Below are 26,506 nucleotides of genomic sequence, written 5' to 3'. Positions count from 1 at the left end.
CCGCTTTCGGCCTGGCCCACCACGTCGATCCCCAGCGCTTCCAGCAACCCGTGCAGCCCCTGCCGGAACATGGGGTGATCATCGGTGATGAGGACCCGGACGTCGTCTGCTGTCATGTCATGCTCACCTTTGTCTCATTCGTCCCGCCCGGGGCGTCGTGGGCGGGCGGCGGGTCTTCGGGGCGGCCGGCGGGGACGGTCAGCGGCAGCCGGGCCGTCACGAGGGTGCCGCCGCCGCCACGGGGCATGATCGTGAAGCTGCCGCCCAGCTCGGCGGCCCGCTCCCGCATGGAGTTCAGCCCGACGCCCGCCCGCAGCGTGGCGGGCAGCCCCACCCCGGAGTCGGCCACCGTGATGTGCAGTTCGTCGGTCCTGTGCAGCAGGACCAGCGCGGTGCTCGCCCGCGAGTGCCGGGCGATGTTGGTCAGCGCCTCCTGGACGATCCGGTACGCGGCGACCTCCACCGCCGCCGGCAGGCCGTCCGGGTCGCCGTCGAAGCGCACGTCCACCCGGCCGGCGCAGCGGTCGGCCAGCGACTTTATGGCGGCCTCCAGGCCCAGGTCGTCCAGCGCGGGCGGGCGCAGCCCGTAGACCAGGTCCCGGATGTCCCCGATCGAGGTGGCCAACCGGTCGCGCAGCTCGGCCAGCAGCGGCTCTACCTTTCCGGGGTCGCGGGCCAGGGTGAGCCGGGCGGCGTCCAGCGACATGGCCAGGCTGGCCAGCGTGGGCCCGAGCCCGTCGTGCAGGTCCCGCCGTAGCCGCCGCCGCTCCTCCTCCCGGGTGGCCAGGATCCGTTCCCGGGAACGCTGCAGGTCGTCGGTCAGCCGCACCGCGTGCGCGACGTCGGCCAGGTGCACCGCCAGGGTGCCCAGCAGCCGTGCGTCGATCCGGTGCCGCAGGGTGTCGGGGCGGGCCACCAGCATCCGCCCCACCGGCTCGCCGTGCCACACCAGCGGCACCGAGTGGGGGTGCTCGCCCAGCTCGCCGGCGCGGTAGACCTTCGGCTCGCCGGGGCCGCGGACGACCTCCACGGCGGCCCCCGGCACCCGCAGCGTCTCGCGGACGGTCGCGACCGCGGTGCGCAGCGCCTCCGCCGGGCCGGGCGCCTCCTGGACGGTGCGGCTGAGCCGGTCGGCCAGCAGGTACGGGTCGCGCTCCACTCGCAGCAGCCGGTCCACGCCGCGCTGCAGCCGGACGCGCAGCGGGTGGAACAGCGCCCCCGCCGTGAACGCCCAGACCAGTGCGGCCACCCTGGCCTCCTCCGCACCGTCGGCCCACATCATCCCGGTGATCCCGGTCAGCCCGAAGTACACCGCGCCGATCACCGCCACCAGCAGCCCGTACACCAGCGTCCGGTTGATGATCAGGTCGATGTCACCGAGCCGGTAGCGCAGCAGCCCCACCGCGACCGCCACCGGCAGCGCCAGCAGCACCACCGCCTGGAACGCGCGAAACGGCGGGGTGTCGGGAACCAGCAGCTCGGTCGTCACCAGCAGCGACCCCGGATAGGCGGCCCACAGGATCTGCCGGCGGAGGTCTCGTGATCCCCGCCGGTACCGCAGGAACAGCGCCACCGCGCCGCACCCCACCGGGATCAGCCAGCCCAGCCGCCGCAGCGGGTCGGCGATGCCGCTCAGCGGCTCCAGCGCGTCCCAGGCGTACGGGTTGGGCGCCGCCCCGGGGCCCACCGGTCCGGGGTCGAAGGCCACGTACAGGGCGGGCAGCACCGGCAGCCAGGCAGCCGCCACCAGCAGCGGCCGCCAGCGCGGGGACGGCAGGTGCCCGTCGGGGTACAGGAACAGCACCCCGAGCAGCTGGTACAGCCCGAACTGTCCCAGCCAGGCGTAGCTCCAGCCGACCGTGGCGGCCGCCTGCTCATGTCCTCCCGCGTGCAGCCAGTAGGCGATCTGCCGCAGCACCTCGTAGCCGGCGATCACCGTTCCGCCGCCCCAGATCAGCCAGCCGGCCCACAGCCGGGGCCGGTAGGTGAGCAGGAAGGCCCCCACCGCGGGGAACACCGACCCGACGACGGCTCCCGGCCCCCACAGCGGCCCCGGCGCACCCAGCCGCAGCGCGTACGAGCAGCCGATCAGCACAGGGGTGGTGGCGGCGACGAGGCGCACCAGGGTGACCACCACCCGCATGGAATCCTCCCGTCAGGTCAACGCTTGCGGTCGACTCTCGGGTAGGACGCGTCCCTAGGTCACGGGACAGGTGTCACCTCCGCGCCGGGAAATCCCCGTAGCCCTATGAGACGCACGGAAGGGGACGGCGGTTCACCGCCGTCCCCTTCCGGTTCCGGTCATCTTCCGGCGCCGGCCGATCGGGCCGCGTCCGTGTCCGCGGCCGGCGGCGTCAGTCCTCGACGTCGCCGCGCAGGCGCCGCATCACGTCGGCGACCTCGGAGGCGCTGTAGCTGGTGGACGAGGTCACCGAGGCCCGGTCCGGGGCCGGGAAGACGGCCCCGAAGGAGGAGTCGGTGGCCCAGGCGCACAGCGCGCTGGTGGTCGAGCTGGTGCCGGCGGTGGAGCGGATCTCCGCGCACACGCCCACGCCGTCCCCGCCCGCGTCGTCGAGCTCGTTGACGGTGGTGTTGACCAGGCTGGAGCTGCCGGAGGTGGCTGACTTGCGGAAGTTGTCCACGAAGTCGTCGGGGCTTTCGATGTTGCCGGTGCCGCCCATGAACAGGTACCGCTGGGTGCCGGTGCCGTACACCGCGGTCTTCAGGTCGTCCAGCCGGTAGCCGGCCGACCGCTGCATCACCGAGCGCTGCTGGCTGATCTGTGAGCTCAGCTCGCTCTCGGCGGCGTGGTTGCGGGTCAGCCCGCCGGCCGAGGGCGGGGTGGTGATGGTGTGCTTGCTCCCGGAGCCGATCGCCACGACGACGACCACCAGGATCAGCACCAGCACCACCCCGCCGCCGACCAGCGCGATGATCAGGCCTGCGCCGGGACCGCGGCGCGGCGGCGCCGGCTGCGGGAACGGGGGCGGGGTGCCGGGCGGGCCGTAGCCGGGCTGCTGCCCATACGCGGGAGGCTGCTGGCCGTAAGCCGGGGGCTGCTGCCCGTACGGCGGCTGCTGGCCGTACGGGGGGACCTGGCCGCCGGGGGGAGGTCCGTAGCCGGGCTGCTGGCCGGGGCCGGGGGGACCCCCGTAGGGGTCGCCGCCCTGGCCTGGCGGGGGGTTCCAACCGCTCATCAGTTCTCCTCAGCGCCCGCCGGTCCTGGGAGCCGCGGCGAGACGTTTGCGATCATTGGTGCGAAGAGCCTGTTTCGGTGAACATTGTGACGCATCCGAGGTGGGGAGGGTTCGATCTCCGATGCGGCCCGGCGGCCCGGCGGCGGCGTCGCGCGGCCGGGGCGATCTACAGGTCTGCGCATTCGGGCTCTTCGGCGACCGTAGACTCTGAGTCCGTGACACAGCCCATTGAGCGCCAGGCCGCAGATGTCGACCTGCCCACCCAGTACCGACCGGCTGACGTCGAGGGCAAGCTGTACGAGCGCTGGGTAGCCGACGGCCTGTTCGCCGCCGACCCCGCCCGCGACCCCTCCCGCCCGTCGTTCTCCATCGTGATCCCGCCGCCCAACGTGACCGGCTCGCTGCACGTGGGACACGCCCTGGACCACTCCATCCAGGACGTGCTGGTCCGGCGGCGCCGCATGCAGGGATACGAGACGCTGTGGGTACCCGGCATGGACCACGCCGGCATCGCCACCCAGAACGTGGTGGAGCGGGAGCTGGCCAAACAGGGGGTGTCACGCCACGACCTGGGCCGTGCGGCGTTCGTCGAGCGGGTCTGGCAGTGGAAGGCCGAGTCCGGCGGCCGGATCTTGGGCCAGATGCGCCGGCTGGGCGACAGCGTGGACTGGTCGCGCGAGGCGTTCACCATGGACGAGCCGCGCGCCCGCGCCGTGCGGACCATCTTCAAGCGGTTGTTCGACGACGGGCTGATCTACCGCGCCGAGCGCATCATCAACTGGTGCCCGCGCTGCCTGACCGCCCTGTCGGACATCGAGGTCGAGCACGCCGAGCGCGAGGGCGAGCTGGTGTCCATTCGCTACGGCTCGGGTGACACCGAGATCGTCGTGGCCACCACCCGCGCCGAGACGATGCTGGGCGACACCGCGGTGGCCGTCCACCCCGACGACGACCGCTACCGCCATCTGGTGGGCACCGAGGTCGAGCTGCCGCTGACCGGCCGCCGGATCCCGGTCGTCGCCGACGAGCACGTCGACCCGTCGTTCGGCACCGGCGCGGTCAAGGTCACCCCCGCGCACGACCCCAATGACTTCGAGATCGGCCGCCGCCACTCGCTGCCGTCGGTCACGGTCATGGACGAGCGCGGCGTGATCACCGTGCACGGCCCGTTCCAGGGGCTGGACCGCTTCGAGGCGCGTCCCGCCGTGGTCGCCGCGCTGCGCCAGGAAGGCCGCATCGTCAAGGAGGTCCGCCCCTACGAGCACGCCGTCGGCCACTGCCAGCGCTGCTCCACGGTCGTCGAGCCCCGGGTGTCGCTGCAGTGGTTCGTCAAGGTCGCCCCGCTGGCCAAGGCCGCCGGCGACGCGGTCCGCGACGGCCGGGTGCGCATCCACCCGCCGGAGATGGCCGCCCGCTACTTCGCCTGGGTCGACAACATGCACGACTGGTGCATCAGCCGCCAGCTGTGGTGGGGCCACCGTATCCCGGTCTGGTACGGCCCGGACGGCGAGGTGCTGTGCGCCGGGCCCGACGAGGAGCCGCCGGCCGGCTGGACCCAGGACGGCGACGTCCTGGACACCTGGTTCTCCTCGGCGCTGTGGCCGTTCTCCACCCTCGGCTGGCCCGAGCGCACCCCGGAGCTGGAGCGGTTCTACCCGACCTCGGTCCTGGTCACCGGCTACGACATCCTGTTCTTCTGGGTCGCCCGGATGATGATGTTCGGCCTGTACGCCATGGACGGGGTCGAGCCGTTCAAGGTGATCGCCCTGCACGGCATGGTGCGCGACCAGCACGGCAAGAAGATGTCCAAGTCGTTCGGCAACGTCGTGGACCCGCTGGACTGGATCGAGCGCTACGGCGCCGATGCCACCCGCTTCACCCTGCTGCGCGGCGCCAACCCGGGCGGGGACGTGCCGGTGGCCGAGGAGTGGGCGCAGGGCTCGCGCAACTTCTGCAACAAGCTGTGGAACGCCACCCGCTTCGCGCTGATGAACGGCGCGCACGTGCGCGGCGACCTGCCGGAGCGGCTCACCACCGCCGACGCCTGGATCCTGTCCCGGCTGCAGAACGTGATCGCCGAGGTGGACGGGCACCTGGAGGCGTTCGAGTTCGCCAAGGCGTGCGAGACCCTCTACCACTTCGCCTGGGACGAGGTCTGCGACTGGTACGTGGAGCTGTCGAAGGTCCAGCTGAACGACGAGCGCGCCGAGGCCACCCGCCGGGTGCTCGGCGAGGTCCTCGACAAGCTGCTGCGGCTGCTGCACCCGATCGTCCCGTTCGTCACCGAGGAGCTGTGGACCTCGCTGACCGGCGCGGACACCCTGGTCACCGCCGCCTGGCCGGCCGCCGAGCAGGCCCTGGTGGACAAGGACGCCGAGACCCTGGTCGAGTCGCTGCAGCGGCTGGTCACCGAGGTCCGCCGGTTCCGCTCCGACCAGGGCCTCAAGCCCGGCCAGCGGGTCGCGGCCGCCCTGGACTTCGCCGGCTCCCCGCTGGCCGCCCACGAGGAGGGCATCCGCTCCCTGCTGCGGCTGACCGTCCCCGCCGAGGGCTTCACGGCCACGGCGTCCCTGCCGGTCGAGGGCGTCACCGTCCGGCTCGACACGGCCGGCGCCATCGACGTGGCGGCCGAGCGCAAGCGGCTGGAGAAGGACCTGGCCGCGGCCCGCAAGGAGGTCGAGCAGACCCGGCGCAAGCTCGGCAACGCCGACTTCCTGGCCAAGGCCCCCGAGGCCGTCGTCGCCAAGAACCGCGACCGGCTGGCCCAGGCCGAGGCCGACATCACCCGACTGGAGGCCCAACTGGCCGCCCTCCCGGCGGCCTAGCCGCACCCGCGGGCGCGCGCGGGCCCCTACGGCTCGGTCCGCGTGCGCCCCTTGGGTGAGTAGGCTTTTGGCGTGTCGGAACCGCAGCTCACCGAGTACCAGTCCGTCGTCGCCGCGATCATGGCCCGGGGTGTGGAGTGGGACTTCGATCCCTCCCTGGCCCGCATCGAGGACCTGATGGACGTGCTGGGGCAGCCCCAGCGCGCCTATCCGGTGATCCACATAACCGGCACCAACGGCAAGTCCAGCACCGCCCGGATGATCGAGGCGCTGCTGCGCGAGCGCGGGCTGCGGACCGGGCTGTCCACCAGCCCGCACCTGACCACGATGCGTGAGCGCATCCTGATCGACGGGGAGCCGATCTCGGCGGAGGCGTTCGTCGCCACCTACCGGGACGTGGCGCCCTACCTGGAACTGGTGGACGGCAAGCACGAGCGGCGGCTGTCGTACTTCGAGGTGCTGACCGCCATGGCGTACGCGGCCTTCGCCGACGCCCCGGTGGACGTGGCGGTGGTCGAGGTCGGCATGGGCGGCGTCTGGGACGCCACCAACGTGGCCGACGGGACGGTGGCGGTGGTCACGCCGATCGGCCTGGACCACACCCGCCACCTGGGCCCCACCATCGAGGACATCGCGGCCGAGAAGGCCGGGATCATCAAGGAGGGCGCGGTCGCGGTGCTGGCGCAGCAGCCGCTGGCCGCCGCCGAGGTGCTGCTGCGCCGGGTCGTGGAGGTTGGGGCCACCGCGGCGCGCGAGGGCCTGGAATTCGGGGTGCTCGGCCGCGACCTGGCGGTGGGCGGCCAACTGCTGCGGCTGCAGGGCCTGCACGGGGTGTACGAGGAGATCTTTCTGCCGCTGTTCGGCGAGCACCAGGCGGGCAACGCCGCGTGCGCGCTGGCGGCGGTGGAGGCGTTCGCCAGTGGGATGCCCTCGCGGACCGGGGGCGACCTGGCCGCCGCGACCAGGATCGCGGCGGGCGAGGACTTCGAGGGCGGCGACGGGCGGCTGGATCCGGCGCTGGTGCGCTCGGCGTTCGCCAAGGCGACCTCGCCCGGTCGGCTGGAGGTCGCCCGTACCGGGCCGACCGTGCTGCTGGACGCGGCGCACAACCCGATGGGCATGGCCGCCACGGTGGCCGCCGTCACCGAGGAGTTCGGCTTCACCCGGCTGGTCGGGGTGCTGGCCGCCGCCGCCGACAAGGACGTGACCGGGATGCTGGAGCAGCTCGAACCGGTGCTGGCCGAGCTGATCGTCACCCGCAACTCCACTCCGCGGTCGATGCCGCCGGCCGAGCTGGCGGAGCTGGCCGCGGGGATCTTCGGCGCCGAGCGGGTGCACGTGGCCGACCGGCTGGACGACGCGATCGACCGGGCGATCGGGCTGGCCGAGGAGACCGGTGAGCACCAGGGCGCGGGAGTGCTGATCACCGGGTCGGTGGTCACCGCGGGCGAGGCGCGCACGCTGCTGCGCGTGGGGGAGGACCGATGAGCGGGCAGCCGGGACGGCCGCCGAAGCCGACGTCGCTGCTGGCGGCGGTGCTGGCCAGCGAGGCGGTGGTGATCGGGCTGGCGATCCCGGTGGCCGTGACGGTGCAGCAGGTGGACGCCCGGATCGCTGGGCCGGTGTGCGGCGGGCTGGCGGTGCTGTGCCTGCTGCTGGCCGGAATGGTGCGCCGCCGATGGGCGGTCGCGGCGGGCAGCGTGCTGCAGGTGCTGATGGTCGCGGCCGGATTCATGGTTGGCACGATGTTCTTCCTCGGCGCCCTTTTCGGCGCGCTCTGGGTTACCGCGATTTGGCTCGGCCGCAAGGTGGAGAACGCCGGGGCACGGTAGTTTTCCCGGTGCCGTGAAAGCGGGCGTCTGCGGGAATCGATGCTTCTGGAAAGCCGCCCGGCCCGGACATCAAGGAATGCCCGGACTTTGGCGCGCACGGCTCCGCCGCGATGGCGGGCGGACCGGTCATCATCGGTCTGCGGCGTCGTCCGTGACGGAGCCGCGTGGCCGCCGCCGGTTCCCCGGTCCCGTATGGCGGGGGACCGGCCGTGGCCGCCCGTACCACCCCGGCCGGCCGGTCCGGGGCGGACCGCCCCGGGACGTCGGGCGCGCGCCGCCGGTGAGCCGCCTGCCGGGGATCCGGGTAGGCTTCGCGCGCAGCAGTGATTGCGCGCCGTCCCGGTCGGACCCGGCCGGGGGCGCATGAGCATCCCAACCAAGGCTATGAGGAGATCCCTGTCGTGTCCGAGCGCACTCTTGTCCTGGTCAAGCCCGACGGTGTCCGCCGCGGTGTCGTCGGCGAGGTCATCTCGCGGATCGAGCGCAAGGGCCTGAACATCGTCGCGCTGGAGCTGCGCACGCTGTCCCGGGAGACCGCCGAGGACCACTACGCCGAGCACCGTGAGCGTCCGTTCTTCGGCGAGCTGGTCGACTTCATCACCGGCGGCCCGCTGGTGGCGATGGTCGTGGAGGGCCCGCGGGCGATCGAGGCGTTCCGCGCGCTGGCCGGCGCCACCGACCCCGTCAAGGCGGCCCCCGGCACCATCCGGGGCGACCACGCCCTGGAGATCGGTGAGAACATCGTGCACGGCTCCGACTCGCCGGAGTCGGCCGCCCGCGAGGTCAAGCTGTTCTTCCCCGAGCTGGGCTGACGCCGGGCGACGCGGGCGTGCGGGGGTCCGCGCGCCCGCGTCCGTGTCCCATGGGGAGACCGTGCCCGGTATGTTCGGACATCCACCGGACGCGTCGGGTCGATCCGGCGCATGTGGGTCGTGCCGGGCGGGTCGGCGCACGTTCGCGTGTCGTCGTGAAATTCACTCGGCCTTCCGCGATTATTCGGGCACGGCGGGGCGGCCCGGCGTCTGCCTCAACCGCATGCGGCGCGTTACGATGGGTATGCCGCTCTGCAGTCCGCCAGTATGAGAGGGCTCCCTTTCTTCATGGGTAACAAGCTGTCGTTTCTCGGCCGTGACATGGCGGTCGACCTGGGCACGGCGAACACGCTGGTTTATGTGCGCGGGCGCGGCATCGTGCTCAACGAGCCCTCCGTGGTGGCGATCAACACCAACACCGGCAAGATCCACGCGGTGGGCATCGAGGCCAAGCGGATGATCGGCCGCACGCCCGGCAACATCGTGGCCGTCCGCCCGCTCAAGGACGGTGTGATCGCCGACTTCGACGTCACCGAGCGCATGCTGCGCTACTTCATCCAGAAGGTGCACAAGCGGCGGCACTTCGCCAAGCCGCGCATCGTGGTGGCGGTGCCCAGCGGGATCACCGGCGTGGAGCAGCGCGCCGTCAAGGAGGCCGGCTACCAGGCCGGCGCCCGCCGGGTCTACATCATCGAGGAGCCGATGGCCGCCGCGATCGGCGCCGGGCTGCCGGTGTACGAGCCGACCGGCAACATGGTGGTCGACATCGGCGGTGGCACCACCGAGGTGGCGATCATCTCGCTGGGCGGCATCGTCACCAGCCAGTCCGTGCGGGTCGGCGGGGACGAGCTGGACCAGGCGGTGATCGCCTTCTCCAAGAAGGAGTACTCCCTGATGCTCGGCGAGCGCACCGCCGAGGAGATCAAGATGGCCATCGGCTCGGCCTACCCCTCGGCCGACGAGGAGCCGCATGCCGAGATCCGTGGCCGGGACCTGGTCAGCGGGCTGCCCAAGACCGTGGTGATCTCCGCCGAGGAGGTCCGCCGGGCCATCGAGGAGCAGGTCAACGCCATCGTGGACGCGGTCAAGACCACCCTCGACAAGTGCCCGCCGGAGCTGAGCGGCGACATCATGGACCGCGGCATCGCGCTGACCGGCGGCGGCGCGCTGCTGAAGAACCTCGACGAGCGGCTGCGCGAGGAGACCGGGATGCCGATCCACCTGGTCGACAACCCGCTCGACTCGGTGGTGCTCGGCACCGGCAAGTGCGTGGAGGACTTCGAGGCGCTGCGCGAGGTCCTCGTCCCCGAACCCAGACACTGACGACACGCCCCCAGTTCGAACAACCGAGAACGGGAGGACGCCGAGAGGGGACACGCCTCCGGCGGCCGGAGACGAACGGGAGGCCCGGCGGTGCGAGACACCCGGCGTACCCGCACGGTGTTCGGCGTTCTGCTGATCACCGCGCTGGTGCTGATCACCGTTGACTACCGCGGTGGCGACGGCTCGCCGCTGCGCGGACTGCGCAGCGCGGGAGAGACGGTCTTCGGACCGATCGAGCGGTTCTCGGCCGCGGTGGTCCATCCGATCGGCAACGCGTTCGGCGCGATCACCGACGCGCCCGGCCAGCGCCGCCGCGCCGACCGGCTGGAGCGCGAGAACCAGCGGCTGCGCGAGCAGTTGCGTGCGCACCGCACCGACGCCGACCGGGCGGCCCAACTGGACCGGCTGCTGAGCTCGGCCGGCCTGGGCGGCTACAAGATCGTCCCGGCCCAGGTGATCTCCGCCGGGCAGGGCCTGGAGGACACCGTCACCATCGACGCCGGCAGCGGCAGCGGGGTGCGCCCCGACATGACCGTGATGACCGCCGACGGGCTGGTCGGCCGGGTCACCCGGGTCGGCCCGGCCACCGCCACCGTGCTGCTGGCCACCGACGCGGCCTCCACGGTGGGCAGCCGGCTGGAGGACTCCAAGGAGATCGGCGTGGTGCAGGGTGCCGGCCGCCGCGGGCTGGGCAACGGCGGCACCACCCCGCTGCGCTTCCAACTGCTGAACGCCAACGCGGCGCTGCGGCCCGGCCAGCGGTTGGTGACGCTCGGCTCGCAGGGCGAGCGCCCGTACGTGCCGGGAGTGCCGATCGGCACCGTCGAGCGCGTCGAGCAGTCCCTCGGCTCGCTCACCCGCACCGCCTACGTCCGCCCGTTCGTGCACTTCACGACCCTGGACGTGGTCGGCGTGGTGGTCGCGCCGCCCAAGTCGGACCCGCGGGACGCCGTCCTGCCGCCCAAGCCGAAGTCGGCGCCCACGCCCACGGTCGTCCCCACACCCACGCCCGCGTCCACGCCCACCGCCGCGCCCGGTGGGAGCCCGGACCCGTCCGGGTCGCCCTGGGCCACCCCGTCACCGGAGGCGAGGGACTGACATGCTGACGACCAGTGACGTGTCGCCGACCGGGCGGAACCTGACCGCCGCGGCCGTGCTCGTGGTGGCCCTGATCCTGCAGGTGTCGGTGGCCAACCGGCTGCCGCTGCCGGGGGCGGTCACCCCGGACCTGGTGCTGCTGACCGTGGTGGCGCTGGCGCTGACCGGCGGCCCGCTGACCGGGGTGGTGGCCGGTTTCTGCGCCGGGCTGGCCGCCGACATCATCCCGCCCGCCGACCACACCATCGGCCGTTACGCCCTGGTCTACTGCCTGGTCGGCTACGTCTGCGGACTGGCCAGCGACGACATGGACCGCTCGTCGGTGGTGCCGTTCCTGGCGGTGGCGGCCGGGGCGCTGGGCGGCGCCGTGCTGTACGCCGGGCTCGGCATGATGCTCGGCGACCCCCGGGCGAGCTGGCAGATCGTCAGCCGGATCGTGCCGCTGCAGGTCGTCTATGACGTGCTGGCCAGCCCGTTCGTGGTGTGGGCGGTGCTGCGGGTCACCCGGCGCTTCGACCGCGAGCGGACCCGGGGCCGGTTCGACCTGCCGGCCGCCCGCTACCGAGCGCTGTCGCGGATGTGAGCATGAACCCCAAGACGCACTTCCGGCTGCTCGTCCTGCACGTCGTGGTCGTCACGATGCTGCTGGTGCTGGTGGGACGCCTGTGGAACCTGCAGGTGGTCAACGGCGACCACTACCGCCAGGTCGCCGCGCAGAACCGGATCCGCGACATCGTCGTGCCGGCCGTGCGCGGCCTGATCCTCGACAGCAGCGGCCGGCCGCTGGTGCGCAACCGCACCGCCCTGGTCGTCTCGGTGGACCGGACCGTGCTGTCCCGGCAGGACGACCGCGGCCGGGCGGTGCTGACCCGGCTGGCGGCCACGCTCGGCACCTCCCGCGCCGACCTGGAAAAGCGCATCCGGCTGTGCTCGCCCACCGTCAAGCGCCCCTGCTGGCCGGGCTCCCCGTACCAGCCGATCCCGGTGGACGACCGGGTCGATCCCAAGCGGGCGCTGCTGATCATGGAGCGGGCCGAGGACTATCCCGGGGTGATCGCGCAGGTCCAGGCGGTCCGGGACTACCCGCGGCCGGAGGGTGCCACCGCCGCGCAGGCGCTGGGCTACCTGCAGCCGATCACCCAGGAGGAGCTGGACAAGCGGCGCGGGCTGCGGGTCACCGGCTACAGCGGGGTCGACCTGATCGGCCGAGACGGGGTGGAGGCGACCTACGACGCCGACCTGCGCGGCGAGCCGGGGGTGCGGCAGGTGCTGGTCGACAGCCAGGGCCGGGTCACCGGCACCGCCCGCGAGCAGGCCCCCGTCCCGGGCTCGTCCCTGGTGACCAGCCTGGACGCCCGGGTGCAGGGCGCCGCCGAGCAGGCCATCAAGAAGGCGATCGACAGCGCCCGGCACAGTGGCGCCGCGGCCGACGCGGCCGCGGCCGTGGTGATGGACGTGCGCACCGGCCGGGTGGTGGCGCTGGCCAGCTATCCCTCCTACGACCCCAGCATCTGGATCGGCGGAATCTCCCAGGCCGAGTACGACGCGCTGCTGGGCAAGTCCAAGGGGCAGCCGCTGATCTCCCGCGCCACCCAGGGCCAGTTCGCCCCGGGCTCCACCTTCAAGATCTCCTCGGTGGCGGCGGCGGTCGCCGACGGCTACGACCTGCACGGCACCTATCCGTGCCCCGGCTCCTACAACGTCGGCAACCGGGCCTTTCGCAACTTCGAGGGCCAGGGGCACGGCGACATGAACCTGCACCGGGCGCTGGTGGTCTCCTGCGACACGATCTTCTACAAGTTCGCCTACGAGGAATGGCTGCGCGCCGGCGGCACCCGTCCGGTCAAGAAGCCCAAGGACCCGATGGTGGACATGGCCCGCAAGTTCGGCTTCGGCTCGCCGACCGGGATCGACCTGCCCAGCGAGGCCGGCGGCCGCATCCCCGACCGCAGGTGGAAGCGGGAGTACTGGAACGCCACCAAGAGCGACAACTGCAAGGCCGCCAAGACCGGGTATCCCGAACTGGCCCGCACCAACCCCTCCCGCGCCGCCTACCTGAAGGCCGTCGCCGCGGAGAACTGCGCCGAGGGGTTCGTGTGGCGGGCCGGTGACGCCGCCAACTTCTCCGTCGGGCAGGGCGACGTGCTGGTCACCCCGCTCCAACTGGCCAGGGCGTACGCGGCGCTGGCCAACGGCGGGCGGCTGGTGGTGCCGCGGGTCGGGCTGGCGGTGATCCGGCCGGACGGCACGCCGGTCCGCGAGATCGCCTCGCCCCCGGCCCAGCGGCTACCGGTCGACGACAAGGTGCTGGCCTACATGCGCAAGGCGCTGGCGGAGGTCCCCACGCAGGGCACCGCGGCGGGCGCGTTCAGCGGGTTCGACTTCAAGAAGGTGCAGGTGGCCGGCAAGACCGGCACCGCCGAGGTCTACGGCAAGGAGGACACCTCATGGTTCGCCGCCTTCGCGCCGGCCGACAAGCCCCGGTTCGCGGTGGTCGCGATGATCTCCCAGGCCGGTACCGGTGCCTCCTACGCCGCCCCGGCGGTCCGCGAGATCCTCGAGGCGATGTACGGGCTGGGCGGCAAGCCGGCGGCGCTGAAGGACGGCAAGCTGCCGGACAAACTGCCCAAGCTGCGCGCGGACGGCACGGTCGGCGCGGGCGCCGCGCCATGATCTGGGCGGGCCGCGGGGAACGGACCGCATCGTGATCGGGGGGCTCGGCGGGCTCGGCGCGGCCGACGTCGTCGAGGGCTACGGGGCGCGGCAGACCTGGCGGTACCGGCTGGCGACGCTGCGCCGGCTGGACTGGACGCTCATCCTGGCCGTGGTGGCGCTGTCGATCCTGGGAGCGCTGCTGGTCCGCTCGGCCACCGTCGCCATCCTGACCGAGCAGGGCAAGGATCCCGAGGGCTTCTTCAAACGGCACCTGTTCAACCTGGCGATCGGGTTCACGCTCGGCGGGGTGGTCGCGATGCTCGACTACCGGCTGCTGCGCGCCTACACGCCGATCGTGTATGGGCTGGCCTGTCTGGGTCTAGTGGCGGTGCTGTCCCCGCTGGGCGAGACCATCAACGGCTCCCACTCGTGGATCGTGCTGGGCGGCGGCTTCCAGGTGCAGCCGTCGGAGTTCGCCAAGGTGGGCCTGGTGGTGCTGCTGGCGATGCTGCTGGCCGAGCCGCGCGACGGCGAGCCGCGCGACACCGACTCCGGGCCGGGCGCCCGCGACATCGTGCTGGCGCTCGCGCTGGCCGGCGGGCCGGCGGTGCTGGTCATGGCGCAGCCCGACCTGGGCACCACACTGGTGTTCGGCGCCGTGGTGCTGGGGATGCTGGCGATGTCGGGGGTGCGCAAGCGCTGGCTGGCCGGGCTGGTCGGCAGCGCGCTGCTGGCCGCCTTCGCGGTCTGGTTCTTCGGGCTGCTCAAGCCCTACCAGATCGACCGGTTCACCGCGTTCGCCAACCCGGAGGCCGACCCGCGCGGCGCCGGCTACAACGCCCAGCAGGCCCGGATCGCGGTCGGCTCGGGCGGCTTCACCGGCAAGGGCCTGTTCGAGGGCGAGCAGACCGGCGGGCACTTCGTGCCCGAGCAGCAGACCGACTTCATCTTCACCGTCGCCGGCGAGGAGCTCGGCTTCGTCGGCGCCGGGCTGATCATCGCGCTGATGGGCGTGGTGCTGTGGCGCGGCCTGCGCATCGCCACCGCGGCGGCCGACCCGTTCGGCGCGCTGGTGGCCGCCGGGGTGGTGTGCTGGCTGGCCTTCCAGACGTTCGAGAACATCGGGATGACGCTGGGGATCATGCCGATCACCGGGCTGCCGCTGCCATTCGTGTCCTACGGCGGCTCGGCCACGTTCGCCAACATGATCGCGCTCGGCCTGCTGCAGGCCGTCCATCTGCGCGCCCGACCCTTCCCCGGCTGAGCGGGCGGCCCGCTCGCTCAGCCGGGCGGGACGCGGCGGCGGACGGGCGCGGGCCGCCGTGCCCGGCGGGCGGCCACCGGCTCACGCGGGCACGAGGCAGGGGGCGGGCGGCGATAGGGTGGATGGTTGATCCCACATTCCGATTCCGGAGGACCTCCATGCCCGTCGAATCGCTCTTCGCGCGTCTGGAGCCGCTGCTCCCGAGCGTCAACAAGCCGATTCAGTACGTCGGCGGCGAGCTGAACTCCCAGATCAAGGACTGGGACTCCGCCGAGGTCCGGTGGGCGCTGATGTACCCGGACGCTTACGAGGTCGGCCTGCCCAACCAGGGCGTACAGATCCTGTACGAGATTCTCAACGAACGTGACGGGGTGCTGGCCGAGCGCACCTACTCGGTGTGGCCCGACCTGGAGAAGCTGATGCGCGAGCACGGCATCGGCCAGTTCACCGTGGACGCGCACCGCCCCGTGGCGGCCTTCGACCTGCTGGGCGTCAGCTTCTCCACCGAGCTCGGCTACACCAACCTGCTGACCGCCTTGGACCTGGCGGGCATCCCGCTGATGGCGGCCGACCGCACCGACGAGCACCCGATCGTGATCGCCGGCGGGCACGCGGCGTTCAACCCCGAGCCCATCGCCGACTTCCTGGACGCCGCGGTGCTCGGCGACGGCGAGGAGATCTCGCTGGCCATCACCGAGGTCGTCCGGGAGTGGAAGGCCGAGGGGAGCCCCGGCGGGCGCGATGAACTGCTGATGCGGCTGGCGGCCTCCGGCGGCGTGTACGTGCCCAGGTTCTACGACGTGAGCTACCTGCCGGACGGGCGCATCCAGCGGGTGGCGCCCAACCGGCCCGGGGTGCCGTGGCGGGTGGCCAAGCACACCGTGATGGACCTGGACGCCTGGCCGTACCCGAGGAAGCCGCTGGTGCCGCTGGCCGAGACCGTGCACGAGCGGTACAGCGTGGAGATCTTCCGCGGCTGCACCCGGGGCTGCCGGTTCTGCCAGGCGGGCATGATCACCCGTCCGGTGCGGGAGCGGTCGATCACCACCATCGGCGAGATGGTGCAGACCGGGCTCAAGGAGTCCGGTTTCACCGAGGTCGGGCTGCTCAGCCTGTCCAGCGCCGACCACAGCGAGATCGGTGACGTCGCCAAGGGCCTGGCCGACCGCTACGAGGGCACCAACACCTCGCTGTCGCTGCCCTCCACGCGGGTGGACGCCTTCAACATCACGCTGGCCAACGAGTTCTCCCGCGGTGGCCGGCGCTCCGGGCTGACCTTCGCCCCCGAGGGCGGGTCCGAGCGGATGCGCAAGGTGATCAACAAGATGGTGTCGGAGGAGGACCTGATCCGCACCGTCACCACCGCCTACGAGAACGGCTGGCGGCAGGTCAAGCTGTACTTCATGTGCGGGCTGCCCACCGAGGAGGACTCCGACGTCCTGGCGATCGCCGACATGGCCCGCCGGGTCATCCAGGCGGGCCGCCAGGCCACCGGCCGCCGCGACATCCGCTGCACCGTCTCCATCGGCGGGTTCGTGCCCAAGCCGCACACCCCGTTCCAGTGGGCCGCCCAGTGCGACCACGAGACGGTCGACCGCCGGCTGCGCGCCCTGCGGGACGCGCTGCGCCGGGACCGCGAGTACGGCAAGGCCATCGGGCTGCGCTACCACGACGGGCAGCCGTCCATCATCGAGGGGCTGCTGTCGCGCGGCGACCGGCGGGTCGGCCGGGTCATCCGGGCGGTGTGGGAGGACGGCGGCCGCTTCGACGGCTGGAGCGAGCACTTCTCCTACGAGCGCTGGGCGGCCTGCGCCGAGGCGGCGCTGGCCGACGAGCCGGTCGACCTGGACTGGTACACCGTCCGCGAGCGCGACGAGGTCGAGGTGCTGCCTTGGGACCATCTGGACGCCGGGCTCGACCGCGAGTGGCTCTGGCAGGACTGGCAGGACGCCCTGGAGGAGACCGAGGTCGAGGACTGCCGGTGGACGCCCTGCTACGACTGCGGGGTCTGCCCCACGATGGGCACCGAGATTCAGATCGGCCCGACCGGCCGCAAACTGCTGCCGCTGAGCGTCGTGTGACCTGACCGCTCTGACCGCCCTGATCGCCCGGGTCGCCCTGACCGCCCCGGCCGCCGGCACCGGCGGCCGGGGCGGTCGCGTTCACAGCAGGGCGGAGTAGGCGCCGCCGTCCACCGGGATGGCCGCGCCGGTGACGAACCTGGCGTGCTCGGAGCACAGGAAGGCGGCGTAGGCGCCGAAGTCGTCGGGGTCGCCGACCCTGCCCACCGGGATGCCCGCCGCGGCCGCCGACAGGTCGCCGCCGTGCAGGGTGCGCAGCCGGTCGGTGGCGTGCAGGCCCGGCTGCAGCGAGTTGACGGTGACCCCGTCGCCGGCGACCTCCAGGGCGAGCGTCTTCAGGAAGCCGGTGGCCCCGGCGCGGGCGGTGTTGGACAGGATCAGGTTGGAGATCGGCTGGCGCACCGAGATCGAGGTGATCGCCAGCACCCGGCCCCAGCCGCGTTCGCGCATCGGCGGGACGGCGGCCTTGCACATGGCGACCACCGACATCAGGTTCAGGTCCAGTGCGGCCGGGTAGGCGTCCAGGCCGGTGGACTCGAAGGTGCCGGGCGGGGGACCGCCGGCGTTGGTCACCAGGATGTCCACCCCGCCGAGCGCCTCCTGGGCCCGCTGTACGAAGCCGGTGGCGCCGTCGGGCGTGCCGACGTCCGCCACGATCGCGACGGCGTCGGCGCCCAGCGACGCTGCCGCCTGCTCGACGCGTTCGCGATCCCGTCCGCAGATGGCCACCCGCACGCCCTCGGCGGCCAGCGCCCGCGCCGTGGCCAGGCCGAGGCCGCCGCTGGCGGCTGCGACGGCGGCCCGGCGTCCCGTCAGTCCAAGATCCATGCCGTGGACGTTACCCTCGCCGTGACCGGACGGATATCACCACCCGCGCATAGCCGCCGGGCGCCGCGGCGTCTGAAGGGGGGACGGTACCCCGGGAGGTGGTCGATGGACGCCGCAGCCGAGCGGCAATTCCGCGAGTTCGTCACGGCGCGCTCGCCCGCGTTGATGCGGCTGGCGTTCCTGCTGGCGGGCGGGGACGCGCACGCCGCCGAGGACCTGCTGCAGACCTCGCTGGCCAAGACGGCGGCCAGGTGGCGCACGGTGGAGGACCTGGAGAGCTATGTCCGCACGGTCATGTACCGCCAGCAGGTGAGCTGGTGGCGGCGCGGCGTGCGGCGGCGGGAGACCACGATCGCCGAACCGCCGGACGTGGCGGCCCGCGCCGACGACACGCACGCGCTGGAACTGAGACTGGTGATGCGCGGCGCGCTGGCCAAGCTGACCGCCAAGCAGCGCACCGTCCTCGTCCTGCGCTACTTCGAGGACCTGCCGGACACGGAGGTGGCCCGGCTGCTGGGCTGCTCGGTCGGCACGGTCCGCAGCACCGCGCACCGGTCGCTGGCGCGGCTGCGCACGCTGGCCCCCGAACTGGCCGAACTGCGGGGCCTGGAGCCGGAGCAGGCCGCCGGCCGTTCCGCGTCCGCCGAATCCATGACCTTGAAGGAGGCCCGCCCGTGAACATGGACACCCTGCTCAGGCAGACGCTGCGCGAGTGGGCCGAGGAGGCCGAGGTCCCGCAGGGGCTCGCGGACCGGGCGCTGCGCCGCCGTGGCCGCCGCCGGATCTCCAGGCTGTCGGTCGGCGCGGGGGCCACCGCGCTTGTCACCGCGGGCGTCCTGCTGGCCGCCCAGGCGGTGGTCACCGACTCCGGGTCGCTCCCCAAGGAGGACACCGTCTCGCTGCCGCTGTCGCGGCCCGGTATGGGCGGCGACGACGTGCGCACCGACCCGGGATCCTCGCCGCCGAAGAAGTTCGTCGCCGCCAAGCAGACGGCCCTGTCGGCGTACTACGTCACCCAGTCGTGGGGCGGCTCCAAGCTCGGTCCGCCGGATGGCTTCTCGCGGACGTGGTACCTGTACGACTCCACCGTGGGCACGTACCGCAAGACCCCTTGGGCCTACCTCGACGTGGCCCCCGGGCTCAGGCTCGCCGCGGTCCTCGAAGGCCCCCTTCCGGCGTCCAGGGTCGGCATCGTCGACACGGCCGGTGGGAAGGTGCTGCGCTGGGTTCCGCTCCGGCCAGGGGCGGCGGGGGTGGCCTGGTCGCCCGACGGCGACCGTCTCCTGGTCACGCACTACACCGACAACCCCGACGAGCACCTCGAGCCCAACCGGGCACAGCCGGCGTGGCCCGGTCAGGACAGGCTCATGGCGTCGGCGACGCCCACGAGCAGTGGCGACGGCCGCACCGGATACTCGGTGATCGACATTCGCTCCGCCAAGGCCGTCTTCCATCGGCTGCCGCCCGAGCACAACAACATCAACTACCGCCAGGACCTCGGCTGGAGCCGGGACGGCAGGCTGATCTGGTCCCCGACCGCCACCGAGCCGTCCAGGGTCTACTACGAGATCGGCGGCGGACGGACCGAGGGCGAGCCCACCTCCTTCCAGGAGGCGGGGCTGTCCCCGAACGGCCGTTACCTCGCCACGAACCCGGTGCGGCGCCAGATGCCGAACGGAAAGCTGTCCATCGAGGAAATCGAGGAGATACTGAAGAACGAGCCGACCGGGCCGCTGACCAGGGTCGTCGAGACGGCCACCGGCCGGGAGGTGGGCACGCAGCCGATGCTGCAGTTGGTGGCCTGGGCCGACGACGCCCACCTGATCGGGCTGGGCTGCGGCACTGCGACCTGCCGTGGCAAGGGGGAGTTCCACAACCGGTTCGTCATGGTCGACATCGCCGGTAAGGAGATCGTGCCGCTCACCGGCTTCCGGGAGAACAGCCAGGAGCCCGGCTCCTGGGTGCCGTTGTTCACCCGCCGCTGAGCGACGGTCGCCCGGCCCGCCCATGGGCGGGCCGGGCGACCGTCAGAAGTCCATCGTCCGCTCCACCGCGTCGGCGACGACCCCCGCGGTCCGGCCGGTGCGGGCGTACGCGGCGCGCTGCAGGCGCGCGCCGTTGCCCCGCCGGGCCGGCGCCTTCAGCAGGTCCCGGACGTCGGCCATGTCACCGGCGTCCTCCAGCGCGGGCCGTACGTGCTCGACCAGCGCCCGCACCACCGTCTCGACGGGAGCGGGCCGCCAGGTCCCCGGGTGCACCAGCGTGCCGCCCAGGCCCGAGCGCCCGGCCCGCCACATCGCCGACCGCAGCAGCTCGGTCCGGACCGGGGCCGGGGGGACGCCGGCCCGGTGCTCCCGGGCGGCCGTCTCCACCAGCCCCCGGGTCAGCGCGGCCACCAGCACCGTGTCGTCGGCGATCAGGCACACATCGGGGACCCTGATCTCCACGGTGGGGTAGCGCCGGGACAGCCGGGCGTCGAAGTAGACCATCCCCTCGTCCAGCAGCGTCCCGGTCTCGATCATCGTCCGCACGACGCGGCGGTACCTCTCGGCGGTGCCGAACGGCTCGGTCGGCCCGTTGGACGGCCAGCGGGCCCACACCTGCCGCCGCCAGCTCTCGTAGCCGGTGTCGCGGCCCTGCCAGAACGGCGAGTTCGCGCTCAGCGCCAGCAGCGGCGGCAGCCAGGGCTGGATGCGGTCCAGCACGCCCACGCCCTCGTCCGGCGAGGACACCTGGACGTGCACGTGGCAGCCGCAGATGAGCTGCTCCTCGGTGACCCGGGCGTACTCGTCGGCCATCCGGCGGTACCGGTCGTACGGGGTGAGCGAAGGGCACACCGCCACCGGGCAGGTCGCCAGCGCGACGATCCGCACCCCGGCCGCGCGGGCGGCCTGCGCGGCCACCGTCCGCCGGGCGCGCACGTGGCGGGAAAGCTCGTCCAGGGTGGTGCAGGGAGGGGTGCAGACCTCCACCTGCTGGCGCTGCAGTTCGCTGTCGATCCAGCCGCTCGCCAGGCGGTGGTGCAGGCTCTCGCCGTTCGCGCGGGCGTGGCGGAGGACGGCCGTGGACATCGCCCGGGGGACCTTGCCGTCCGCGTCGACGAGGAGCAGTTCCTCCTCCACCCCAAAACTGCGCAGACCCACGCCATGGTTCTGCCCCGAAGTACCCCAACACCAGATAGAAAGTCCCCTCGTCCCGGGCAAAAACCCCGGTCGGGGACGATCAGGCGGAGTGGTGGCGGACCGAGTCCAGGGCGAGCAGGGCCACGTGCAGGGAGGTGCAGGAGTCCACGTCGTCCAGGTCGGCGCCCAGGATCCGGCCGATGCGGCGCAGCCGCTCGTAGAAGGCGGGACGGGACAGATGGGCCTGCTGGGCGGCGACCGCCTTGTTGCGGCCGGACCCCAGGTAGATGGCCAGGATCCGGGTCAGGTCGCTGCCGCGCTGGGCGTCGTACTCCAGCAGGGCGCCCAGCTCGCGCTCCACGAACGTCTGCAGGCGGGCGTCGTCGCGCAGCAGGTGCAGCAGGCCGCGCAGGCGCAAATCGGGCAGCCGGTACAGCAGGCGGTCGCCGGAGCCCCGGGAGGCCACGTCGGCGACCTGCTCGGCCTCCAGGAACGAGCGGCGCACGTCGCGGATCGACTCCACCACCGAGCCGGCCGCCATCACCGGCCCCGCGCCGCAGACCTTGCGGATCCGCTGGGCGACCTCGTTCAGGGACCGCTCGGGTTCGGCGCGCGCGGGCAGGGAGATCAGCACCCCGACCCGGGCGCCCGCGCCCATCCCCTGCGGGGTGCCCTCGTCCAGCATGCCGACCAGGGCGGGCAGCCTGGCCTCGCGGCAGGCCGCGGCGGCGGCCTCGGCCAGTTCGGTCAGGACCTCGTGCGGTGGGACCTGTTCGGTGCGGATCTCGTGCGGCGGGACCTTTTCGGCCAGGGCGTCGTGCGGCGGGACCTGCGGACCGGAGGGCTCGGCGTGCGGGCGGGGGCGCAGCACCACGCCGAGCAGGCGGCGGCCGGCCAGCGGGACGCCGAGCGCGCGGGCGCGGGCGGCGGCCTCCTGCGGATCGGTGTAGGCGTGCGCCAGGATGCCCGCGATGATCGTGCCGTGCGCCCGCCGTTCCAGGCCCTCGGCGTGCCGGTCCAGCAGCCGGGCCAGCGCCAGGGTGGTGGCGGCCCGTTCGATCAGGGCGATGTCGCGGGACGTGGGCGGTCCGCCGCCGACGATGATCAGGCGTCCCCAGTCCTCGTCGCGGGCCCCGACGGTGGTGACCAGCCAGCCGGAGGCGGGGTCGTAGGCGGTGCGCCGCTCCGGCCGGACCGCCCGGGAGCGGGTCTCCCACACCGCCAGCAGCTCGGCCGGGTCGGTGCCCGCCGCCTCGGCGGCCAGCACCTGGTGCGACAGGTTCTCCAGGACGACCGGACGGCCCGCCAGCGCGGCCGCCTGGCGGACGACCTCGTCGGGGGAGGCGCCCTCCACCGACAGCCGGGTGAAGATCTCGTGCAGTTGCTCGGAGGCCCGCAGCTCCTCCAACTGGGCGTCCAGGATGCGGGCGTGCACCGACTCGGTGATGTCGATGAAGACCGTCTCGCGGGCCAGCGCGACCACCGGCACCCCGTGCTCCTCGGCGGCGGCCAGCAGCGCGGCGGGCAGCTCGCCGACATACCGGCGGCCCAGCTCGATCATCAGCCCGCTGACGCCCACTCCGGCCAGCTCCGCCACGTACCGCCGCAGCCGGGACGGCTGGTCGGGCAGCGCGATCCCGGTGGTCAGCACGAGCTCGCCGCCGTGCAGCAGATGGGCGATGTCGGTGACCTCGGCGACGTGCACCCAGCGGACCCGCGTGTCCAGCCGGTCGGCGCCGGCGACGACCCGGGGCTGGCCGCGCCGGACCGGATCAAGGTTCAGCACGTCGGCGAGGGTGGGCAGCATCGTCGCGAGAATACCGCACCATTATGTATCTATTCGGGCTGTTTTCGTTTACATGCTGCAACCCCGGGGCCGCGCCGGAGGCAGGCTCGCGCGTAGGCTCGGCGGGAGTGGCCGGAAGGAGAGGACACGATGAGTCTGCTCGGTGAACAGGACCTCGCCCGAGAGCTGGCGACGACGCCCGCCTGGGAGCGTGACGAGGACGCCATCGTCAGGACGGTGGAGCTGGCCGACTTCGCGGCGGCCCTGCGGTTCGTCAACCGGGTGGCGGAGCTGGCCGAGGCCGCCGACCACCATCCCGACATCACCATCCGGTGGAACAAGGTGACGCTCACCCTGTCCACGCACTCCGCCGGCGGGCTCACCGGCAAGGACTTCGAGCTCGCCCGGCGCATCGACGCCCTCGACTGAGCCCTTACGGACTGTCAGGGAAAGCGCCGCACATCCGACACAGTGTCCACTGGTCTCCCGCCGGGACGACGTCCAGACTTGCCCCATGTCGGACTTGCTTGCACGCCACCGGGCGGTCATGCCGGATTGGCTGGCCCTCAACTACGACCGGCCCATCGAGATCGTCAGCGGTAAGGGCAGCCGTGTGACCGACTCCGAGGGCAACACCTACCTGGACTTCTTCGTCGGCATCCTGACCAACATGATCGGCTACGACGTGGAGGAGGTCCGGCAGGCGGTCGAGCGGCAGCTGGCCACCGGCATCGTGCACACCTCCACGGTCTACCTGCTGCGCGGCCAGGTGGAGCTCGCCGAGAAGATCGCCCGGCTGTCCGGTATCGACAACGCCAAGGTCTTCTTCACCAACTCCGGCACCGAGGCCAACGAGACGGCGCTGCTGCTGGCCACCTACGCGCGCCGCAGCGACCAGGTGCTGGCCATGCGGCAGAGCTACCACGGCCGCTCGTTCGGCGCCATCGGCGTGACCAGCAACCGGAGCTGGAAGAACAACTCCTACTCCCCGCTGAACGTGCACTTCCTGCACGGCGCGGACCGGCATCTGCCGCAGTTCGCCCGGCTGTCGGACCACGACTACATCAAGGTGTGCACCGAGGACCTGCGGCACGTGCTGGCCACCGCCACCGGTGGCGACGTGGCGGCGCTGATCGCCGAGCCGATCCAGGGCGTCGGCGGCTTCACCATGGCCCCCGACGGACTGTTCGCCGCCTACAAGGACGTCCTGGACGAGTACGGCGCGCTGTTCATCTCCGACGAGGTGCAGACCGGCTGGGGACGCACTGGCCAGAGCTTCTTCGGCATCCAGAGCCACGGCGTGACGCCCGACATGATGACCTTCGCCAAGGGCCTGGGCAACGGCTTCGCGGTCGGCGGGGTGGTGGCCCGCGGCGACCTGATGGACTCCCTGCACGCGGTGGGCCTGTCCACCTTCGGCGGCAATCCGATCTCCATGGCCGCCGCCAACGCCACCCTGGACTACGTCCTGGACCATGACCTGCAGGCCAACGCGGCGCGGACGGGCTCGTTCCTCATCGCCGGGCTGAAGGAGGCCGCACGGCGGCTGCCGGTGGTGGGCGACGTGCGCGGCAAGGGACTGATGTTCGCGGTCGAGCTGGTCGACCCGGCCACCGGCGAGCCCGCCCCCGCGCTGGCCGCCACGGTGATGGAGGAGACCCGCAAGCGCGGCCTGCTGGCCGGCAAGGGCGGCCTGTACGGCAACGTCATCCGGATGGCGCCGCCGCTCACGCTCACCGAGGCCGAGGCCAAGGAGGGCCTGGGCATCCTGACCGACTCCCTGGAAGCGACGAACGAGGCCGCCAAGTGAACAGCACTGAGGGCAAGCACGTCCGGCACTGGATCAACGGCAAGCCCTACGACGGGCCCGCCGCGCGCCGGGGCGACATCCACGACCCCGCCACCGGCCGGCCGTCCGGCACGGTCGACTTCGCCTCCCAGACCGAGGTGGACGCGGCCGTCGCCGCCGCCAAGGCCGCCTTCCCCGCCTGGCGGGACGCCTCGCTGGCCAAGCGCGCCTCGGTGCTGTTCCGCTTCCGCGAGTTGCTGACCGCCCACCGCGACGAGCTGGCCGAGCTGATCAGCTCCGAGCACGGCAAGGTGGTCTCCGACGCGGCCGGGGAGGTGGCCCGCGGCCTGGAGGTCGTGGAGTTCGCCTGCGGCATCCCGCACCTGCTCAAGGGCGGGTTCTCGGAGAACGTCTCGACCCGGGTGGACGCCTACTCGATCCTGCAGCCGCTGGGCGTGGTGGCGGGCGTCACCCCGTTCAACTTCCCGGCGATGGTGCCGATGTGGATGTTCCCGGTGGCGATCGCCTGCGGGAACACCTTCGTGCTCAAGCCGTCGGAGAAGGACCCGTCGGCGGCGGTCCGGCTGGCCGAGCTGTGGGCCGAGGCGGGGCTGCCGGACGGGGTGTTCAACGTCGTGCACGGCGACAAGGTCGCCGTCGACGGGCTGCTGGAGCACCCGGACGTCAAGGCGGTCAGCTTCGTCGGCTCGACCCCGATCGCCCGCTACATCTACGAGAGCGCGGCGCGCCACGGCAAGCGGGTGCAGGCCCTCGGCGGGGCCAAGAACCACATGGTGGTGCTGCCCGACGCCGACCTGGACCTGGCGGCCGACGCGGCGGTGTCGGCCGGGTTCGGCTCGGCCGGCGAGCGCTGCATGGCGATCTCGGTGCTGGTGGCCGTCGACCCGGTGGGCGACGCGCTGCTGGACAAGATCGCCGAGCGGGTGGCGAGGCTGCGCGTCGGCCCCGGGCACGACCCGGCCTCCGACATGGGCCCGCTGGTCACCCGGCAGCACCGGGACAAGGTGGCCTCCTACATCGACAGTGGCCTGGCGCAGGGCGCCACGGTGGCCGTCGACGGCCGCGAGGTCCGCGTCGACGGGGAGTACGCCGACGGATACTGGCTCGGCCCGACCGTGCTCGACCACGTCACCCCGGAGATGGACGCCTACACCGACGAGATCTTCGGCCCGGTGCTGTCGGTGGTGCGGGTCTCCTCCTACGACGAGGCGATGAAGCTGATCTCCGACAACCCGTACGGCAACGGGACGGCGATCTTCACCAACGACGGCGGCGCCGCGCGGCGCTTCCAGAACGAGGTGGAGGTCGGCATGGTCGGCATCAACGTGCCGATCCCGGTGCCGATGGCCTACTACTCCTTCGGCGGCTGGAAGGCGTCGCTGTTCGGCGACAGCCACGCCCACGGCATGGAGGGCGTCCACTTCTACACCCGGACCAAGGCGGTGACGGCCCGCTGGCTCGACCCGAGTCACGGCGGCGTCAACCTGGGCTTCCCGACCAACGGCTGAGGCCGCCCGCGCCCGCGGCGCACCGAGGATCCCGCCGGACCTGACTCCGGCGGGATTTTCGTGTTACCCGGCAATGCCTGGCACACCGGGAGAGTATCGCTAAATGGTGCAAATCGCCCACGGCGGGGTCGCCCTGCCCCGTGACCGGGACCTCGCGGTCCGTGAGAAGACCCAGGTGCCGACCCTGGGACTTTCCACCGTCCGTTGGTTTTCTCCGTCGGTTTCCACCGGCTCCGGCTCAACGAACAATAGCCACAACCATTGACCCCATCTGTGGTATGCGACACACTCGGACCGGCGCAATTAAAAGAGTGAAAAATAAAGGCCGGGACCGGGGGGTCGGTCAAGGTCGAAGTTCCGGTTGG

The 26,506-nt window shown here is 72.5% G+C and carries 20 protein-coding genes; 15 read left to right on the top strand and 5 right to left on the bottom strand.

The features are described from left to right. Window positions 1-112 precede the first annotated feature (112 nt). On the bottom strand, window positions 113-2,143 hold the full coding sequence (locus tag C4U03_RS41930; protein ID WP_235017963.1) for an ATP-binding protein: 2,031 nt from the start codon (window positions 2,141-2,143) through the stop codon (window positions 113-115). A gap of 211 nt (window positions 2,144-2,354) precedes the next feature. Then, window positions 2,355-3,197, bottom strand: coding sequence for a hypothetical protein (locus C4U03_RS19065; protein WP_103939131.1), 843 nt, complete (start codon window positions 3,195-3,197; stop codon window positions 2,355-2,357). 215 nt (window positions 3,198-3,412) lie between these two features. Here C4U03_RS19065 and C4U03_RS19060 point away from each other — a divergent pair, with 215 nt between their 5' ends. The 10 genes from C4U03_RS19060 (at window position 3,413) to C4U03_RS19015 (ending at window position 17,087) form a co-directional block, all read left to right on the top strand. Beyond that, window positions 3,413-6,022: a valine--tRNA ligase gene (locus tag C4U03_RS19060; RefSeq protein ID WP_103939130.1), complete on the top strand. Its 2,610-nt coding sequence runs from the start codon at window positions 3,413-3,415 to the stop codon at window positions 6,020-6,022. A gap of 120 nt (window positions 6,023-6,142) precedes the next feature. After that, complete coding sequence (locus tag C4U03_RS19055; RefSeq protein WP_103939177.1) at window positions 6,143-7,510, top strand: bifunctional folylpolyglutamate synthase/dihydrofolate synthase; 1,368 nt, start codon at window positions 6,143-6,145, stop codon at window positions 7,508-7,510. Then, entirely contained in the window at window positions 7,507-7,854 is a 348-nt protein-coding gene (locus C4U03_RS19050) for a DUF4233 domain-containing protein (protein ID WP_103939129.1), read from the top strand. The genes C4U03_RS19055 and C4U03_RS19050 overlap by 4 nt, the downstream gene beginning before the upstream one ends. Window positions 7,855-8,255: 401 nt before the next feature. After that, window positions 8,256-8,666, top strand: coding sequence for a nucleoside-diphosphate kinase (ndk, locus tag C4U03_RS19045; protein ID WP_200827315.1), 411 nt, complete (start codon window positions 8,256-8,258; stop codon window positions 8,664-8,666). A 288-nt stretch (window positions 8,667-8,954) separates the two neighbouring features. Continuing rightward, window positions 8,955-9,989: a rod shape-determining protein gene (locus tag C4U03_RS19040; protein ID WP_103939128.1), complete on the top strand. Its 1,035-nt coding sequence runs from the start codon at window positions 8,955-8,957 to the stop codon at window positions 9,987-9,989. Window positions 9,990-10,079: 90 nt separating this feature from the next. Next, window positions 10,080-11,087 carry a rod shape-determining protein MreC gene (gene mreC, locus C4U03_RS19035; protein WP_103939127.1) on the top strand — a complete coding sequence of 336 codons (1,008 nt, stop codon included), beginning with the start codon at window positions 10,080-10,082 and terminating at the stop codon, window positions 11,085-11,087. Between the two features lies 1 nt (window position 11,088). Continuing rightward, window positions 11,089-11,670, top strand: a complete 582-nt coding sequence (gene mreD / locus C4U03_RS19030; protein ID WP_103939126.1) for a rod shape-determining protein MreD — start codon at window positions 11,089-11,091, stop codon at window positions 11,668-11,670. Between the two features lie 2 nt (window positions 11,671-11,672). Then, window positions 11,673-13,760 (top strand): penicillin-binding protein 2, encoded by a 2,088-nt coding sequence (gene mrdA / locus C4U03_RS19025; protein ID WP_103939125.1) that lies wholly within the window; start codon window positions 11,673-11,675, stop codon window positions 13,758-13,760. 31 nt (window positions 13,761-13,791) lie between these two features. After that, window positions 13,792-15,006, top strand: coding sequence for a rod shape-determining protein RodA (gene rodA, locus C4U03_RS19020; protein ID WP_235017962.1), 1,215 nt, complete (start codon window positions 13,792-13,794; stop codon window positions 15,004-15,006). Window positions 15,007-15,164: 158 nt separating this feature from the next. Further along, complete coding sequence (locus C4U03_RS19015; RefSeq protein ID WP_103939124.1) at window positions 15,165-17,087, top strand: TIGR03960 family B12-binding radical SAM protein; 1,923 nt, start codon at window positions 15,165-15,167, stop codon at window positions 17,085-17,087. Window positions 17,088-17,168: 81 nt separating this feature from the next. Here the strand turns inward: C4U03_RS19015 and C4U03_RS19010 are convergent, their stop codons facing one another. Further along, the gene (locus C4U03_RS19010) at window positions 17,169-17,915 is read right to left on the bottom strand and encodes an SDR family oxidoreductase (protein WP_103939123.1); all 747 of its coding nucleotides are present in this window, start codon (window positions 17,913-17,915) and stop codon (window positions 17,169-17,171) included. A gap of 105 nt (window positions 17,916-18,020) precedes the next feature. Between C4U03_RS19010 and C4U03_RS19005 the strand changes: the two genes are divergently transcribed. Together C4U03_RS19005 and C4U03_RS19000 are read left to right on the top strand one after the other, a co-directional pair. Next, the gene (locus C4U03_RS19005) at window positions 18,021-18,593 is read left to right on the top strand and encodes a SigE family RNA polymerase sigma factor (protein WP_103939122.1); all 573 of its coding nucleotides are present in this window, start codon (window positions 18,021-18,023) and stop codon (window positions 18,591-18,593) included. After that, window positions 18,590-19,900 carry a YncE family protein gene (locus C4U03_RS19000; RefSeq protein ID WP_146087435.1) on the top strand — a complete coding sequence of 437 codons (1,311 nt, stop codon included), beginning with the start codon at window positions 18,590-18,592 and terminating at the stop codon, window positions 19,898-19,900. Before C4U03_RS19005 ends, C4U03_RS19000 begins: the two co-directional genes overlap by 4 nt. Window positions 19,901-19,942: 42 nt before the next feature. Here the strand turns inward: C4U03_RS19000 and C4U03_RS18995 are convergent, their stop codons facing one another. Both C4U03_RS18995 and C4U03_RS18990 read right to left on the bottom strand, forming a co-directional pair. Continuing rightward, the gene (locus tag C4U03_RS18995) at window positions 19,943-21,058 is read right to left on the bottom strand and encodes a carboxylate-amine ligase (protein ID WP_103939120.1); all 1,116 of its coding nucleotides are present in this window, start codon (window positions 21,056-21,058) and stop codon (window positions 19,943-19,945) included. Window positions 21,059-21,137: 79 nt separating this feature from the next. Further along, complete coding sequence (locus tag C4U03_RS18990) at window positions 21,138-22,844, bottom strand: PucR family transcriptional regulator (RefSeq protein WP_103939119.1); 1,707 nt, start codon at window positions 22,842-22,844, stop codon at window positions 21,138-21,140. A 129-nt stretch (window positions 22,845-22,973) separates the two neighbouring features. On the opposite strand from C4U03_RS18990, the gene C4U03_RS18985 reads away from it, so the two are divergent. The 3 genes from C4U03_RS18985 to C4U03_RS18975 all read left to right on the top strand — a co-directional run bounded on the left by C4U03_RS18985 (window position 22,974) and on the right by C4U03_RS18975 (window position 26,141). After that, the gene (locus C4U03_RS18985; RefSeq protein WP_103939118.1) at window positions 22,974-23,252 is read left to right on the top strand and encodes a 4a-hydroxytetrahydrobiopterin dehydratase; all 279 of its coding nucleotides are present in this window, start codon (window positions 22,974-22,976) and stop codon (window positions 23,250-23,252) included. Window positions 23,253-23,337: 85 nt separating this feature from the next. Beyond that, on the top strand, window positions 23,338-24,633 hold the full coding sequence (locus tag C4U03_RS18980) for an aspartate aminotransferase family protein (RefSeq protein WP_103939117.1): 1,296 nt from the start codon (window positions 23,338-23,340) through the stop codon (window positions 24,631-24,633). Further along, window positions 24,630-26,141, top strand: coding sequence for a CoA-acylating methylmalonate-semialdehyde dehydrogenase (locus C4U03_RS18975; protein ID WP_103939116.1), 1,512 nt, complete (start codon window positions 24,630-24,632; stop codon window positions 26,139-26,141). The genes C4U03_RS18980 and C4U03_RS18975 overlap by 4 nt, the downstream gene beginning before the upstream one ends. The last annotated feature ends 365 nt before the right edge of the window (window positions 26,142-26,506 follow it).

Origin of the sequence: Thermomonospora echinospora (assembly GCF_900108175.1) — a bacterium.
Taxonomy (GTDB): Bacteria; Actinomycetota; Actinomycetes; order Streptosporangiales; family Streptosporangiaceae; genus Thermomonospora; species Thermomonospora echinospora.
This window is presented reverse-complemented; position numbering and strand designations above follow the sequence as displayed.

What these genes read in the sequence shown, in the direction of transcription:
- C4U03_RS41930 (WP_235017963.1), bottom strand. Translation starts at nt 2,143, where the DNA reads ATGCGGGTGGTGGTCACCCTGGTGCGCCTCGTCGCCGCCACCACCCCT.
- C4U03_RS19065 (WP_103939131.1), bottom strand. Translation starts at nt 3,197, where the DNA reads ATGAGCGGTTGGAACCCCCCGCCAGGCCAGGGCGGCGACCCCTACGGG.
- C4U03_RS19055 (WP_103939177.1), top strand. Translation starts at nt 6,143, where the DNA reads ATGGCCCGGGGTGTGGAGTGGGACTTCGATCCCTCCCTGGCCCGCATC.
- C4U03_RS19050 (WP_103939129.1), top strand. Translation starts at nt 7,507, where the DNA reads ATGAGCGGGCAGCCGGGACGGCCGCCGAAGCCGACGTCGCTGCTGGCG.
- C4U03_RS19040 (WP_103939128.1), top strand. Translation starts at nt 8,955, where the DNA reads ATGGGTAACAAGCTGTCGTTTCTCGGCCGTGACATGGCGGTCGACCTG.
- mreD (WP_103939126.1), top strand. Translation starts at nt 11,089, where the DNA reads ATGCTGACGACCAGTGACGTGTCGCCGACCGGGCGGAACCTGACCGCC.
- mrdA (WP_103939125.1), top strand. Translation starts at nt 11,673, where the DNA reads ATGAACCCCAAGACGCACTTCCGGCTGCTCGTCCTGCACGTCGTGGTC.
- C4U03_RS19015 (WP_103939124.1), top strand. Translation starts at nt 15,165, where the DNA reads ATGCCCGTCGAATCGCTCTTCGCGCGTCTGGAGCCGCTGCTCCCGAGC.
- C4U03_RS19010 (WP_103939123.1), bottom strand. Translation starts at nt 17,915, where the DNA reads ATGGATCTTGGACTGACGGGACGCCGGGCCGCCGTCGCAGCCGCCAGC.
- C4U03_RS19005 (WP_103939122.1), top strand. Translation starts at nt 18,021, where the DNA reads ATGGACGCCGCAGCCGAGCGGCAATTCCGCGAGTTCGTCACGGCGCGC.
- C4U03_RS18990 (WP_103939119.1), bottom strand. Translation starts at nt 22,844, where the DNA reads ATGCTGCCCACCCTCGCCGACGTGCTGAACCTTGATCCGGTCCGGCGC.
- C4U03_RS18985 (WP_103939118.1), top strand. Translation starts at nt 22,974, where the DNA reads ATGAGTCTGCTCGGTGAACAGGACCTCGCCCGAGAGCTGGCGACGACG.
- C4U03_RS18980 (WP_103939117.1), top strand. Translation starts at nt 23,338, where the DNA reads ATGTCGGACTTGCTTGCACGCCACCGGGCGGTCATGCCGGATTGGCTG.